This window comes from Pectobacterium polaris (genome assembly GCF_002307355.1).
In the GTDB taxonomy this organism is placed as follows: Bacteria; Pseudomonadota; Gammaproteobacteria; order Enterobacterales; family Enterobacteriaceae; genus Pectobacterium; species Pectobacterium polare.
The window spans coordinates 3419838-3434187 of the sequence record NZ_CP017481.1; the positions used below are offsets into that span (position 1 = coordinate 3419838).

General features: G+C 51.9%; 13 protein-coding genes. 7 read left to right on the forward strand and 6 right to left on the reverse strand.

Annotated elements, in window-relative coordinates:
• Nucleotides 1–19: 19 nt before the first annotated feature.
• Nucleotides 20–1954: a protein kinase YeaG gene (gene yeaG / locus BJJ97_RS15430; RefSeq protein WP_095699399.1), complete on the reverse strand. Its 1935-nt coding sequence runs from the start codon at nucleotides 1952–1954 to the stop codon at nucleotides 20–22.
• 455 nt (nucleotides 1955–2409) lie between these two features.
• Between yeaG and BJJ97_RS15435 the strand changes: the two genes are divergently transcribed.
• Both BJJ97_RS15435 and BJJ97_RS15440 read left to right on the forward strand, forming a co-directional pair.
• Nucleotides 2410–3159: a MipA/OmpV family protein gene (locus BJJ97_RS15435; RefSeq protein ID WP_095994502.1), complete on the forward strand. Its 750-nt coding sequence runs from the start codon at nucleotides 2410–2412 to the stop codon at nucleotides 3157–3159.
• Between the two features lie 158 nt (nucleotides 3160–3317).
• Nucleotides 3318–4169 carry an aldo/keto reductase gene (locus BJJ97_RS15440; RefSeq protein ID WP_095994503.1) on the forward strand — a complete coding sequence of 284 codons (852 nt, stop codon included), beginning with the start codon at nucleotides 3318–3320 and terminating at the stop codon, nucleotides 4167–4169.
• 91 nt (nucleotides 4170–4260) lie between these two features.
• Here the strand turns inward: BJJ97_RS15440 and BJJ97_RS15445 are convergent, their stop codons facing one another.
• Both BJJ97_RS15445 and gapA read right to left on the reverse strand, forming a co-directional pair.
• Complete coding sequence (locus tag BJJ97_RS15445) at nucleotides 4261–5130, reverse strand: D-hexose-6-phosphate mutarotase (RefSeq protein WP_095994504.1); 870 nt, start codon at nucleotides 5128–5130, stop codon at nucleotides 4261–4263.
• A 107-nt stretch (nucleotides 5131–5237) separates the two neighbouring features.
• Entirely contained in the window at nucleotides 5238–6233 is a 996-nt protein-coding gene (gene gapA / locus BJJ97_RS15450; RefSeq protein WP_048260224.1) for a glyceraldehyde-3-phosphate dehydrogenase, read from the reverse strand.
• Nucleotides 6234–6576: 343 nt separating this feature from the next.
• Here gapA and msrB point away from each other — a divergent pair, with 343 nt between their 5' ends.
• Both msrB and BJJ97_RS15460 read left to right on the forward strand, forming a co-directional pair.
• Nucleotides 6577–6996 carry a peptide-methionine (R)-S-oxide reductase MsrB gene (gene msrB, locus BJJ97_RS15455; protein ID WP_095699404.1) on the forward strand — a complete coding sequence of 140 codons (420 nt, stop codon included), beginning with the start codon at nucleotides 6577–6579 and terminating at the stop codon, nucleotides 6994–6996.
• 131 nt (nucleotides 6997–7127) lie between these two features.
• Nucleotides 7128–7406, forward strand: coding sequence for a YeaC family protein (locus BJJ97_RS15460; protein ID WP_010295246.1), 279 nt, complete (start codon nucleotides 7128–7130; stop codon nucleotides 7404–7406).
• A 57-nt stretch (nucleotides 7407–7463) separates the two neighbouring features.
• On the opposite strand, the gene pncA is transcribed toward BJJ97_RS15460, so the two are convergent.
• From pncA to sppA, 3 genes are all read right to left on the reverse strand, one after another.
• Nucleotides 7464–8111 carry a bifunctional nicotinamidase/pyrazinamidase gene (gene pncA, locus BJJ97_RS15465; protein ID WP_095994505.1) on the reverse strand — a complete coding sequence of 216 codons (648 nt, stop codon included), beginning with the start codon at nucleotides 8109–8111 and terminating at the stop codon, nucleotides 7464–7466.
• 18 nt (nucleotides 8112–8129) lie between these two features.
• Nucleotides 8130–9149, reverse strand: coding sequence for an asparaginase (gene ansA / locus BJJ97_RS15470; RefSeq protein ID WP_014915324.1), 1020 nt, complete (start codon nucleotides 9147–9149; stop codon nucleotides 8130–8132).
• Between the two features lie 111 nt (nucleotides 9150–9260).
• Nucleotides 9261–11111: a signal peptide peptidase SppA gene (sppA, locus tag BJJ97_RS15475; RefSeq protein WP_095994506.1), complete on the reverse strand. Its 1851-nt coding sequence runs from the start codon at nucleotides 11109–11111 to the stop codon at nucleotides 9261–9263.
• 268 nt (nucleotides 11112–11379) lie between these two features.
• On the opposite strand from sppA, the gene BJJ97_RS15480 reads away from it, so the two are divergent.
• From BJJ97_RS15480 to BJJ97_RS15490, 3 genes are all read left to right on the forward strand, one after another.
• Complete coding sequence (locus BJJ97_RS15480) at nucleotides 11380–11931, forward strand: NAD(P)H nitroreductase (RefSeq protein WP_095994507.1); 552 nt, start codon at nucleotides 11380–11382, stop codon at nucleotides 11929–11931.
• Nucleotides 11932–12027: 96 nt separating this feature from the next.
• The gene (locus BJJ97_RS15485; protein WP_095994508.1) at nucleotides 12028–13953 is read left to right on the forward strand and encodes a DNA topoisomerase III; all 1926 of its coding nucleotides are present in this window, start codon (nucleotides 12028–12030) and stop codon (nucleotides 13951–13953) included.
• Complete coding sequence (locus tag BJJ97_RS15490) at nucleotides 13950–14240, forward strand: YnjH family protein (RefSeq protein WP_095994509.1); 291 nt, start codon at nucleotides 13950–13952, stop codon at nucleotides 14238–14240. The genes BJJ97_RS15485 and BJJ97_RS15490 overlap by 4 nt, the downstream gene beginning before the upstream one ends.
• The last annotated feature ends 110 nt before the right edge of the window (nucleotides 14241–14350 follow it).

Below are 14350 nucleotides of genomic sequence, written 5' to 3' on the forward strand. Positions count from 1 at the left end.
TCGCCAGCATCGTGCGTCATTATGATGACTTCCTCACCCGCAGATACCATTCGCACAGCAAACGAACCTGTTTCCGGGTGTAGCCTTTCTCCATCATGCGATCGACGAAGTCGTCATGTTTTTTCTGTTCATCCGTTGAGGTTTTGGTATTAAACGAAATCACAGGCAGCAGCTCTTCCGTATTGGAGAACATCTTTTTCTCAATGACCGTACGCAGCTTCTCGTAACTGGTCCAGTTTGGATTCCGGCCGCTATTGCTGGCACGGGCGCGCAGGACGAAGTTGACAATCTCGTTACGGAAGTCTTTAGGGTTGCTGATGCCCGCAGGCTTCTCGATTTTTTCCAGCTCGGCGTTTAACGATTCGCGGTCAAACAGCTGGCCAGTATCTGGGTCACGGTACTCCTGATCCTGAATCCAGAAATCCGCATAGGTAACATAACGGTCAAAAATGTTCTGGCCGTATTCGGAATAGGATTCGAGGTAGGCGGTCTGGATTTCTTTACCGATAAATTCGGCGTATTTCGGCGTCAGATAGCCTTTCAGGTGCTCTAAATACTTCTCTGCCAGCTCCTGTGGGAACTGTTCGCGCTCGATCTGCTGCTCCAGCACGTAGAACAGGTGTACTGGGTTGGCCGCAACTTCACTGTGATCGAAGTTAAAGACGCGCGACAGAATCTTGAACGCGAAGCGAGTCGACAGACCGTTCATTCCCTCATCGACGCCCGCATAATCGCGATACTCCTGATAGGACTTCGCCTTCGGATCGGTATCTTTCAGGCTTTCTCCGTCGTAAACCCGCATCTTGGAGTAGATGCTGGAGTTTTCGGGATCTTTCAGACGCGACAGAATGGAGAAACGGGCTAGCGTTTCCAGCGTGCCGGGTGCGCAAGGGGCGTGCGTCAGTTCGCTGTGATCCAGCAGCTTGTCGTAGATCTTGACCTCTTCAGATACGCGCAGGCAGTACGGCACTTTCACGATATACACGCGGTCAAGAAACGCTTCATTGTTCTTGTTGTTACGGAACTGCACCCATTCGGATTCATTGGAGTGCGCCAGAATAATCCCGTTGAACGGCAGGGCGGCAATGCCTTCCGTCCCGTTATAGTTGCCTTCTTGTGTCGCAGTCAGCAGCGGGTGAAGCACCTTGATTGGCGCTTTGAACATTTCGACGAATTCCATAATGCCCTGGTTCGCGCGGCACAATGCGCCGGAGTAGCCGTAGGCATCGGGATCGTTCTGAGCATAATGCTCCAGCTTGCGGATATCGACTTTACCGACCAGCGCTGAAATGTCCTGATTGTTCTCATCGCCGGGCTCGGTTTTCGCGATCCCAATCTGTGCCAGAATCGATGGCCACACTTTGACGACTTTGAACTTGGTAATGTCGCCGCCGAAATCCTGGAGACGCTTAGCCGCCCACGGCGACATAATGGTGCCGAGATAGCGACGTGGAATGGCATACTCTTTCTCAAGTATCGCGGCATCTTCCTGCGGATTGAACAGGCAGAGCGGATGGTCATTCACTGGGCTGCGTTCGCCGTTGGCGCTGAGGATGTAAATCGGTACGCGCTGCATCAGCGCTTTCAGGCGTTCGGCCAGAGAAGATTTCCCGCCGCCGACCGGCCCCAACAGATACAGAATTTGTTTCTTCTCTTCCAGTCCCTGCGCGGCATGTTTCAGGTAAGAGACAATCTGTTCGATAGCCTCTTCCATGCCGTAAAATTCTTCAAAAGCAGGGTAGCGAGCAATCACCCGGTTCGAGAATAGGCGTGACATTCGTGATTCTTGGGCGGTATCCACCATTACAGGCTCACCGATAGCCGTTAACAATCGTTCAGCCGCGTTCGCATACGCGTTGCGATCCTGCTGACAGATGGTAAGGAATTCCTGCAGAGTGAACTCTTCGTCCTTGGCAGCGTCGTAGCGCTGGCGGTAGTGATCAAATATGTTCATAGCGATGCCCGTCCTTCGTCGATTAGCACAGATTAAGAGAGCGTGTGGAATATATGCCTATTAATGTATTGCCCTCCGAAAGAAGAAATCTCCTGAGTCCAGCAACCCTTATGCCAACTTGTAGCGTCAGGGCGTCGTGATTTTATTCATACCGGCTGGTCAGGAAGACGTCACCTTCTGTATTAAAGCGTAGTTTGCATCCGTAAAATTTCCTCTAGTCCACAGACGTATTTTTAAGATATTTCAAGGACTCACTTTCAGGAAAATCCGTGTAACATTATAGGGAATGGGCGTTCAGCCTTAAGGACACTGCCTATTACCGACGTTAGCGCACGTAAAACCTATCGAATATATAGGTTATTCGTTAATGTTATTTTTATATAACCTGAACGCGAACGTGTGTAATTGGCTTATCATGTTTCATGATATTTATCTGTAATAGGAAATAGAAAACTGTGAAAAAACCTCAACTATGTGTGCTGGCCGCACTGATTTCTGGTGCTGTGCTCCTGCCTTCAGCCTATGCCGCAGATGTCTCTCTGGGCCTTGGCGCTGCGGGTTCAACGTCCGTATACCGTGGTGTTGATAATGATGTTTATCCGCTTCCTGTACTGAATTATGAAAGTGAAAGTTTTTATTTCCGCGGGCTGGGTGGTGGATACTACCTGTGGAATGACGGCGCAAATCGTTTCTCTTTAACGGCGTACTACCTGCCTTTAGGGTTTAAGCCGGGAGATAGCGACGATCTGCGTATGAAGCAGTTGGACAAACGCCGCAGTACGCTGATGGCGGGTGCGGCTTATCGTCATACCGCCGACTGGGGTGAAATTCGTACTGTGCTGGCCGGTGACACGCTGGATTACAGCAACGGCTTTGCGTGGGATACCGCTTACCTTTACCGCTTCTCAATGGGCGATCTGAGTCTCACTCCCGGTATCGGTGCCACCTGGTTCAGTGAAAACATGAACCAGTATTACTACGGCGTTAGCGCACAGGAGTCAGCCCGTTCTGGCTTTAACCAGTATAGCCCTGGCGATGGCTGGGCCCCGTATCTTGAACTGAGCGCGGGTTATCAGATTAACCAAAGCTGGAGCGCCTGGGCCGTGGGCCGTTACACGCGTCTGTCTGACGAAATGAAAGACAGCCCGATTGTTGATAGTAACCACAGCATCTTAATGAGCGCAGGCGTCAGCTATCGCTTCTGATGCTTTTCGTGAGCGCTTTTAATGCTCTTCGTAAGCATAGTGCATCTGCCGTACAATAATGGGGTGATATCACCCCATTTGCACATTTATGGTGCACTGAATGCCATGTTAGGTTTAACGGCAAACTCGTTACGTTGACGGCAAACACGGAGGAACGCATGACAAAAGCGATTCGTTTTCCAGATGACACCCGCGTACCGGCGATCGGTCAGGGAACGTGGTACATGGGCGAAGATGCTCGAATGAAAGCGCAGGAAGTAACGGCGCTGCAAGCGGGCATCGACCTTGGATTAACGCTGATTGATACGGCCGAAATGTATGCGGAAGGCCGAGCGGAGGAGGTCGTCGGCGAAGCGATACGTGGCCGCCGTGACCGCGTTTATCTGGTGTCGAAAGTCTATCCGCACAATGCGGGAGGCGAAAAGGCGATACAGGCGTGTGAACGCAGCCTGAAGCGACTGCAAACCGAGCGTATTGACCTGTATCTGCTGCACTGGCGCGGTGGTATCCCGTTAGTGGATACAATTGCGGCGATGGAGCGATTGCAGCAGGCGGGGAAAATCGGCCAGTGGGGTGTCTCCAATCTCGACCTTGAGGATATGCAGGAGCTGTGGTCGCTAAATGGCGGGCAGCGTTGCATGACCAATCAGGTGCTTTACCATTTGGCATCGCGCGGTATTGAGTTTGATTTGTTACCGTGGTGTCAGCAACAACAGCTTCCGGTAATGGCGTATTGTCCGCTGGCGCAGGCAGGGCGCTTACGTGATGGATTATTCTCGCATCCGGTGGTGAACCGCATTGCACGCGAACATAGCATCACGTCTGCTCAACTTTTACTGGCGTGGGCAATTCGTCAACCGGGCGTGATCGCGATTCCTAAAGCCAGCTCTGTGAAGCATGTTCAGGAGAATGCGAAAGCGCTGGACGTGGTGCTATCGACGGAAGATATCGCGCAGCTCGATCAGGCTTTTCCACCGCCGACGCGTAAGCAGCATCTGGACGTGGTGTAGCGAAAGCGAAAGGATTGGCGGAAAAGGATTTGCAGAAATAGGGTGTATGGCGACATCGCCATACACCGATATAGCTAAGGTATCGCTGTGGTTATTTCTTGATGCGGATAACCGTCGCCAGACGCGCTGGTGCGTTGGCGGATGCGACAAACGGTTGATTAATGCGCGCAGTTTCCACACACACGAACGTTTTATATCCCTCATCGGTCATATCGCTAATCGTACGAGAGAGCTCTGCACCGGGGTTCCATGATACGACATCGCTATGGTGCGTATGGTGCACTTCGATAGCACGTTTCAGCACAGCGTCATGTACCACACTGGTGTCCTGCGGCTGGGTATAAATGCGGTCTGTACGGTCGGTAAAGACCAGATCGCCTTGCTGCGTTGCCAGCTTGCCCTGATCCACCTTATCAATGAATGTCTCACCCAGACCCGCAATGCGGATATCGCTGATATCGCCGATATTGAAATAGGTGTGCAGCGCGCTGGTAATGCTGTAATCGCCATGCGCTTCCAGTTCAATGCCACATTCCTTGCCCAGCTTGAAACGGGCGATGAGCGTGAATGCATGCGGCCAGCTCTTGCGCGTTTCTTCATTGTCTTGCAGCGTGAACGTGAGCTGTACGCCGTGTTCATCTTCGCTGTGGGCGGTAAATTCCCACGGCAGCAGACGGGCAAAACCGTGATTAGGATCGGCGAAAGGGCCGAACCAAGGGAAACAGATCGGGACACCGCCGCGAATCGCAACGTGATGAGTAAAAGGCGTATTGTCGCTCAGCCAGAGCACCGGCTCTTCGTTTGTTGGCTGCCAGCTAAGCAGGTGCGCACCTTGTAAGGCGACTGCCGCGCGAACTTCAGGATGGTCAACGACGATAATAGGTAATTGGTCCAACTGACGTTGGGTGAGGGTTGCGCTAATTTGCTTCGTGACGGGGAGTGAGAACATTGTGTTATGCATGATAGTGCCTTTTTTTGATTGTTTTTCGTGGTAAAAAGAAATCTGCAATAGACAATAAAAAAGGGCGACATCACGTCGCCCTTTTTTCACAGAATCATCGCTGACGCTTATTTAGAGATGTGAGCGATCAGATCCAGAACTTTGTTTGAGTAACCAGTTTCGTTGTCGTACCAAGAAACCAGTTTCACAAAGTTATCGCTCAGTGCGATACCTGCTTTAGCATCGAATACGGAAGTCAGTTTTTCACCGTTGAAATCGGTAGAAACCACTTCGTCTTCGGTGTAACCCAGAACGCCTTTCAGCTCGCCTTCAGAAGCGGCTTTGATTGCTGCACAGATTTCTTTGTAAGACGCTGGTTTTTCCAGACGTGCAGTCAGGTCAACAACAGAAACGTTCGGGGTAGGAACGCGGAACGCCATACCAGTCAGTTTGCCGTTCAGCTCAGGAATCACTTTACCTACTGCTTTAGCAGCACCGGTAGAAGATGGGATGATGTTCTGTGCTGCGCCGCGGCCGCCGCGCCAGTCTTTGTGAGACGGGCCATCAACCGTTTTCTGCGTTGCAGTGGTTGCGTGAACGGTGGTCATCAGTGCTTCAACGATACCGAAGTTGTCGTTGATAACTTTTGCCAGTGGCGCCAGGCAGTTGGTGGTGCAAGATGCGTTAGAAACGATTTCCTGACCAGCGTAAGTTTTGTGGTTTACGCCCATAACGAACATCGGGGTGTCATCTTTAGATGGACCAGTCAGAACGACTTTCTTCGCACCAGCAGCGATGTGTTTACGTGCAGTGTCGTCAGTCAGGAACAGACCAGTTGCTTCAGCAACAACGTCCACGTTGACTTCGTTCCACTTCAGGTTCGCAGGATCGCGCTCTGCGGTAACACGAATGGTTTTGCCGTTAACAACCAGGTGGCCATCTTTAACTTCAACGGTGCCGTTGAAACGACCATGAGTTGAGTCGTACTTCAGCATGTACGCCATGTACTCAGCATCTAACAGGTCGTTGATTGCAACGATCTCGATGTCAGAACGCTCTTGCGCAGCGCGAAAAACAATACGGCCGATACGGCCAAAACCGTTGATACCTACTTTGATAGTCATATATTCCACCAGCTATTGGTTTGTGAATAAAAGGTTGGTTGTAAAATTACAAAAACCTTGCTGAGCGTCAAGCGGAATCGTGTCAATAGTTGCTGTAAGTCAAACCTATGACCAAACTTTGTGCGAAAACCGCTCGACCCTGTAACTAAGTAACATCTAAGCCTGATATGAGGGCGGAATGCATCATATAAAGCCTGTGTAATCTCAATATGTGATGCGTATCACAATTAAATGTTCGTGCTAATAACATTCCTAATATTAGGTCAGAACAGCCTGTCAGGTTGTTAATTTTTTGTTATAATCAAGGATTAGTTGAATTGATAACACCCGCTGTGAGACTTCCATGACTAACGACTCCGCTTCACGTACTCCGTCCGACAATACTGAATTGACAGAGATGCAGCGCTATGTCACCCAGCAACGTGGTACGGAACCTGCGTTTTCAGGCAAATTGCTGCATAACAAGCGCACTGGCGCTTATCACTGCCTGTGCTGCCAGGCTCCGCTGTTTTATTCCGACAGCAAATACGACTCCGGCTGTGGCTGGCCGAGCTTCGATCAACCGGTCTCCTCAGAGGCTATTCGCTATCTGGAAGATGAGTCACACAACATGCGCCGTATCGAGATCCGCTGCGGGCAGTGTGATGCGCACCTGGGGCACGTGTTCCCTGATGGCCCGAAAACCACGGGCGAACGCTACTGCGTGAATTCGGCTTCACTGAGTTTCATCGACGACGTTGATGGCGAACGCGTTGACGGGTAATCTGTCTGCGATAGGTGCGACGGCGGTAAGCTAGATGATAGCTTGCTTTAAACGATTCAGCTACTAAAAACGCTTTTAGCACAAGAACCCAGTAAGAATAAATCTGACCTTTCTCGGAGCAGAAACCGGATATGGAACTCAATGATCTGATCGACGCCATGACGCCAGAAATTTACCAACGGTTAGTCACGGCGGTGGAGCTGGGCAAATGGCCAGACGGTGTCGCGTTGACAGCTGAACAGAAAGAAAACTGTCTGCAAATGGTGATGATGTGGCAGGCTCGCCATAACGAACAGGCTGAGCACATGACGATTGGCACCGATGGCGAAATCGTGATGAAGAGCAAGCAGGAGCTTAAGCGCGAGTTTAACATCGCTGACGCCATTATTACGCTGAAACCCAACGCGTAAAACATAAGCAGGCAGCCGCAACGGCTGCCGCTATTTGTTGTCAGTAGCCGTAGCGCGTTAGTGGGCGGCAGACAACGTAGTAAGAAACTGCGTCATATCCGTCAGTATCGCCCCACGCTGCGCCATTTCCCGTAATGCGAATTCACTGTCATCGGGCGAAAGATTTACGCCACGACAGCCATCCACCAAGACTTCAGTGTGATAGCCCAGAGCAATCGCATCCAACACGCTGAACTTGACGCAATAATCGGTCGCCAGCCCCAGAATAATCAGATGGGTGATGTAGTTGGCATGTAGCCACTCATCTAATTCGGTTTTCACCCGATGTCCGTTATCGAAAAAAGCGCTATAGCTATCGATCTCCGGCTGGGTTCCTTTTTGCACCACCCACTGAATAGCCGACTGATTCAGTGCTGGATGAAAATCAGCGCCGGATGTTCCCTGTACGCAGTGAATCGGCCACCAAATCTGTGGCCACCCGTTTAACTCACCGAGTTCTCCGATCTTGGTATTTGCATTAACCGCAAAGCTGCCGTGATTAGCGGGGTGCCAATCCTGACTGGCAATTACCGCGATGCCAGCGGCTATGCAGGCCTCAATAGCGCGGTTAGCCACCTCGATGACGCGGTCGCCTTCGTTAACAGCCAATGCACCGTCGGGACAAAAATCATTTTGCAGATCAACTAATAGCAATGCTTTTTTCATTACGACTCCGTGATTAACTCAATCTTTATCGCTCAATTCCCCGTGCAGGTTTTGCTGCATCAACTGGCGAATGTCATCGGCGCTTAAGTCTTGCTGGCTCAGTAAGTAATGCAGCTTGGTCAATGCGGCTTCGACGGTCATGTCAAAGCCACTGATAACGCCCGCATGCGCCAGCGCATTGCCTGTCGCATAGCCGCCCATATTTACGCGCCCAGAAATACACTGTGTCAGGTTGACGACCACAATGCCGCGTGCGGAGGCTTCACGTAATTCATGCAGCAGCCCGGGGCTTTGCGGCGCGTTGCCAACGCCGTAGGAGCGCAGGATAAGCGCCTTCACTGGCTGACGGAGGAAATTGCTGATGACATCTGCAGAAATGCCGGGGTAAATCGTAATCACCCCGATAGGCTGTGGCGTAATGTGATGTACTTTTAGCGGCGGACAGTTGCTGCATTCTACGGTCGGTGCCAGCCGACGAATATGGATACCGGCTTCCAGCAGTGGTGGATAATTGGGGGAGGCGAAGGCATCAAAGCCATCCGCGTGAGCTTTGGTGGTGCGGTTGCCGCGCAGCAGTTTGTTATTGAAGAAGAGGGCGACTTCATTAATCGGATGGTTAGCCGCAACGTACAGCGCGTTCAGCAGGTTGGTCTGGCCGTCCGAGCGCAATTCCGCTAACGGAATTTGTGACCCTGTCACGATAACCGGCTTGGCAAGATTTTCCAGCATAAACGAGAGCGCGGATGCGGTGAACGCCATCGTGTCAGTACCATGCAGAATCACGAAACCGTCGTAATCATCGTAATGGTTTTGAATATCGTCCGCGATGGATTGCCAATCTGCTGGCGTCATATCAGACGAATCGATCAGCGGGTCATATTCATGAATCGTGAACGACGGCATCTCTTCACGGTGGAATTCCGGCATTTTTGCCAACTGCTGCTGTAAATGACCGGATACCGGAACATAGCCATTGGCCGAGCGCTGCATACCGATGGTGCCGCCCGTGTAGGCGACATAAATGGATTTCTTTCGCATGGTGGTGTGAGTCAGGATTAAACCGAAAATTATAGAGGGAAAAGTAGCCCGATAATATCATCATAAGTAATGACTATTACTACCGGGCTAGACTTGAGGTCTGTCTAAACGCTACCGGACTTCTCCGCAGTTGAGGCAAAATGCGTACCGGTTCTGCGGGTCGTTCAGGTTATTCATGATGGACGGCTGTGACCGCATGACTTCCGCCAGCTGTGCGACCGGCGCTGGCAGCATAGACTGGACGGCAACGGGCAGCAGGGTATAAACGGAAGCGTTCACCTGATTCAGCATCGTGTCGAGCAGGCCTGGCTGTTCGGCATACCAGTTCAACTGATATTGTCCCAGTTTTGCCAACTCAGCGGCTTTCTTCACGGCATCATCAAAATCGCCGATCTGATCGACCAAACCATTTTCTTTCGCATCGCTACCGACCCAAACGTGACCTTGTGCGATCTGATCGATTTGCTCAGGCGTTTTCTTACGAGCCTGCGCCACGATATCGATGAAGTTCTTATAACCGCGTTCGATACTCAACTGCATCATCTGGGAAAATTCAGGCGGCAGTGATTTCGTAATCGACAGATCGGCCAACGGCGAGGTAGCCACGCCATCCGTGTGGACGCCAAGGTTTTCCAGCGAATCTTCGAACGTGGTAATCACGCCAAAAATACCGATAGAACCGGTCAGCGTACTGGCGCTGGAGATGATTGCGTTCGCAGGCGTTGAGATCCAGTAGCCGCCTGATGCCGCCATGCCGCCCATGGATACCACGATCGGTTTACCCGCCAAACGGAGCGCCATCAGTTCTGAGCGAATCAGCTCCGACGCGGTAACGCTACCGCCGGGGCTATTGACGCGTAATACCAGCGCTTTGACTTTAGGATCGAGGCGCGCGGCGCGGATTTGTGCTGCCGTGGTATCACCGCCGACCATTCCCGGCGTTTCCGGACCATCAATGATTGCGCCATTGGCAAACACAACCGCGATCTGGTTGTTGTTTTGTACCGGTGGTTTGATGGTGTAGTCGTAAATGCTGATGAAGTTGAAGTTGTTCTTCTGACTATTCCAGCCGAACGCTTTAACCAGCGATTGCTCAGTCACGGAACGTGATGCCACTTCATCGACCAGTTTGTTATCCAGCGCATAGCGTGCGGTATCGCCCTGAACGGCCTGCAAGCCTGCAAGGATGCTGGTTGCGCCCGGGAAGAGCTGCTGAGGTGTAATCTGGCGGTTAGCAGAAACGGTATTTAAATACTGCTGCCACAGGGCATTGATCCAACGGCCATCGGCATCGCGCGCAGCAGGAGACATATCGTCACGCAGATACGGCTCAACGGCTGATTTATAGGTTCCCACACGGAAGATATTGGTGGTCACTTTCAGCTTGTCCAGCATGGACTTGAAGTAGAGGTTGTTGGTTGCGAAACCGTGCAGATCAACACTGCCTTGTGGCGTCAATGACACCGTATTGGCAAAACTGGCCAAATAGTATTGAGACTGGTTGTAGCTGTCGCCGACTGCATAAATAGGTTTGCCGCTATCGCGAAATTCGCGCAGCGCCTTACCGATGTATTGCATAGACGGTTGGTCGGCACCGGTAAAGTCGCTGAGATCCAGCACCATTCCCGTGATGTTGTCGTCACTCTTTGCCTGACGAATACTGTCGACAATATCGAACAGTGAGTTCTCCTGGCGACGGTTGTTCGATGCGCCGAAGAATTCGCGTCCTAATTGACGCAATTTGTTGTTAACGGTGGGTTGATCAACGACCACGCCCGTCAGATCGACCAGCAGCGCACCCTTCGTGGCTTCTTCAGGCGTCGTTTTTACCTGTGAGTAGATCCCAACACCCACTAAAATCAGAGCAATAAGGAAAATATTGAGAATAAATTCTCTGATAAAATTAAGCAGACGCCATGTCCACTTAAAAAATCCGCTAAAAATTCGCCACAATGTGCGCATGATATCTCCATGAACGGGTAAACAGCGTGTGCCCTACGTCCTTCAACTCGCCCTCTGGCAAGTGATGAAGCACAAGGAGTGATAGTATCCTAATGAGCGGACAGTAAAAAGTCAGCATTAAATCACCGTGGGAGCGCGCGCTGGCGGGGTTATCTTGTAACAAAACTTCTACTTGTGCTAACGTGGCGCGCAACGTTGCCGTTCAGTCGTTTCTACCGTAGAAATGGGTTGTACCGCAGAAATTATATTGCCAGACAGGAGATGTGCGATGGATGCTCTTGAATTGCTATTGAATCGTCGTTCGGCCTCGCGCCTGACCGCGCCAGCACCGACGGGTGACGCATTGAATAACATTATCCACGCCGGTATGCGTGCGCCGGATCATGGCGCAATGAAGCCGTGGCGCTTTTTTATGATCGAAAATGACGGTTTGGATCGTTTTAGTTCGCTACTGACCCGTGCAGCACAGCAGGAAGGGTTGGACGACGCCGGTATCGATAAAGCGCGTCAGGCACCTTATCGCGCACCGCTGATTATCACCGTTGTTGCGCATTGTGAAGAGAACCCGAAAGTCCCGCTTTGGGAACAAATTGTTTCCGCTGGCTGTGCGGTTCAGGCCATGCAGATGGCGGCATTGGCGCAGGGCTTTAACGGTGTCTGGCGTAGCGGTGCCTGGACGCACAATACGCTGGTGCGTGAAGCGTTCAACTGCCGTGAACAGGATGAAATCGTCGGTTTCCTCTATCTGGGGACGCCCGTGCTCAAAGCCTCGACAACGGTCACGCCGCTTGATCCCGACGCGTTTGTTCACTACTTCTGATCGTCATCTCTTGAAGAATATCGATTTCCACCCTGTTTTACAGCGTGCTTTCCCGCGAGTTACGCGGGAAATGCCCAGTCTGCTTGATGGTGAATAATGCGACTTTTTATTGCCGAAAAGCCCAGCCTTGCGCGGGCGATTGCAGACGTGTTACCCAAACCGCATCGACGCGGCGATGGCTTTATTGCCTGCGGTCAAAATGATGTTGTGACGTGGTGCGTGGGGCACCTGCTGGAGCAGGCGCAACCGGATGTTTATGATGCGCGCTATGCTCGTTGGTCGCTTGCCGATCTCCCTATCATTCCCCAGAAATGGCTATTGCAGCCGCGACCCTCGGTTAGTAAGCAGCTCAACGCCATAAAAAAGCTCCTGAATGATGCCACCGAAGTGATTCACGCGGGAGACCCCGATCGTGAAGGACAACTGCTGGTGGATGAGGTGCTGGAATATCTTTCGCTGCCGGAAGAAAAACGCCAGCAGGTACGTCGTTGCCTGGTTAACGATCTCAATCCACAGGCGGTAGAACGTGCTGTTTCTCGTCTTCGTGAGAACCGAGAATTCATCCCTTTGTGCGTGTCGGCGCTGGCGCGTTCCCGTGCAGATTGGCTCTATGGCATTAACATGACCCGCGCCTATACGATATTAGGGCGCAATGCGGGCTATGACGGCGTGCTGTCGGTTGGCCGCGTGCAAACGCCGGTGCTGGGACTGGTGGTGCGCCGAGATGAAGAGATAGAAAACTTCGTTTCCAAAGATTACTTTGAAGTGAAAGCCCATATCGTGACGCCTGCCGATGAGCGTTTTGTCGCGATGTGGCAGCCCAGCGAATCCTGTGAACCTTATCAGGATGAAGAAGGGCGATTGCTGCATCGATCGTTGGCGGATCATGTCGTCAAGCGTATCGAAGGCCAGCCCGCGATTGTCACCAGCTATAATGATAAACGGGAATCAGAAATCGCGCCGTTGCCTTATTCGCTGTCGACGTTACAGATCGAAGCCGCGAAGCGTTTCGGGCTGAGTGCGCAGCAGGTACTGGACGTGTGCCAGAAGCTCTATGAAACCCATAAGCTGATTACGTACCCGCGTTCTGACTGTCGCTATCTGCCAGAGGAGCATTTTGCCGGGCGTCATGCCGTCTTGAATGCGATATCCGTACACCAGCCCGATCTGTTGCCACAACCGGTCATGGATGTGGATCGACGTAATCGCTGCTGGGACGATGGTAAGGTTGATGCTCACCACGCGATTATTCCCACCGCCCGCAGCGCAAGTGCCTCGCTGACGGAGAATGAGCGCAAGGTGTATGGTTTAGTCGCGCGGCAGTACATCATGCAATTCTGCCCGGACGCCGTGTTTCGCAAGTGTGTCATTGAACTGGATATTGCGGGTGGTAAATTTATTGCCAAAGCGCGATTCCTGGCCGAAGCCGGTTGGCGCACGTTGTTAGGTGGCAAAGAGCGGGACGAAGAAAACGAAGGGACGCCGCTGCCCGTGGTGGCAAAAGGTGATGAGCTATTGTGTGAGCGCGGCGAGGTAGTCGAGCGTCAAACACAGCCGCCGCGGCCTTTTACCGATGCCACGCTGTTGTCAGCGATGACAGGCATCGCGCGTTTTGTGCAGGATAAAGAACTAAAGAAAATCCTGCGGGCGACCGATGGGTTAGGAACCGAGGCGACGCGCGCGGGTATTATCGAGCTATTGTTTAAACGGACATTTCTGTTTAAGAAAGCCCGCTATATTCACGCGAGCGAAGCGGGGCGGGCGTTGATTCACTCACTGCCTGCGAGCGCGGCGCACCCTGACATGACAGCACATTGGGAAGCTACGTTGACGCAAATCAGCGAGAAGAAATGTCGCTATCAGGATTTTATGCAACCGTTGACCCACTCCTTGCAGGAACTGATTCAGCAAGCGAAACAGAACGGCGCGGTGAGGGCGTTTAAAGGGCTTTCTGCACCGCCGTCAGGTGCTTCAAAACGGCGTAAGCCTCAGACTAAAAAAGCGAAGGAGCAGGAGCAATGAAATCGTTAGTGTCTTTGTGTTTCGCCAGTGTGATGCTGGTACTGCCTACGCTGGCACAGGCTAATCGTGGCGGAACGGATATTGTTGTTCCTGTTCCACCGGAAGTGTGGGGCGCTGGGACCGCGGTGCGTGAGCAAAGTAACAACTGCCTGCGCTGCTGCGTGTATGAAAACCGGAACTATTCTGAGGGCGCGGTGGTAAAGGTTGAAGGGGTGATTCTGCAATGCGTGCGCGACAAGCAAACGCTGGGAACGAATAACCTGATATGGCAGTTGGTTAAGCAATAATCTTGCGTTAAAAAGCACTACGACTAATATTTCTGCTAATTTTAATCACCGCTGTGGCTTTAATGCACAGCGGTGATGTTATTTCTACTGCGTACGATCTTTTACAACGT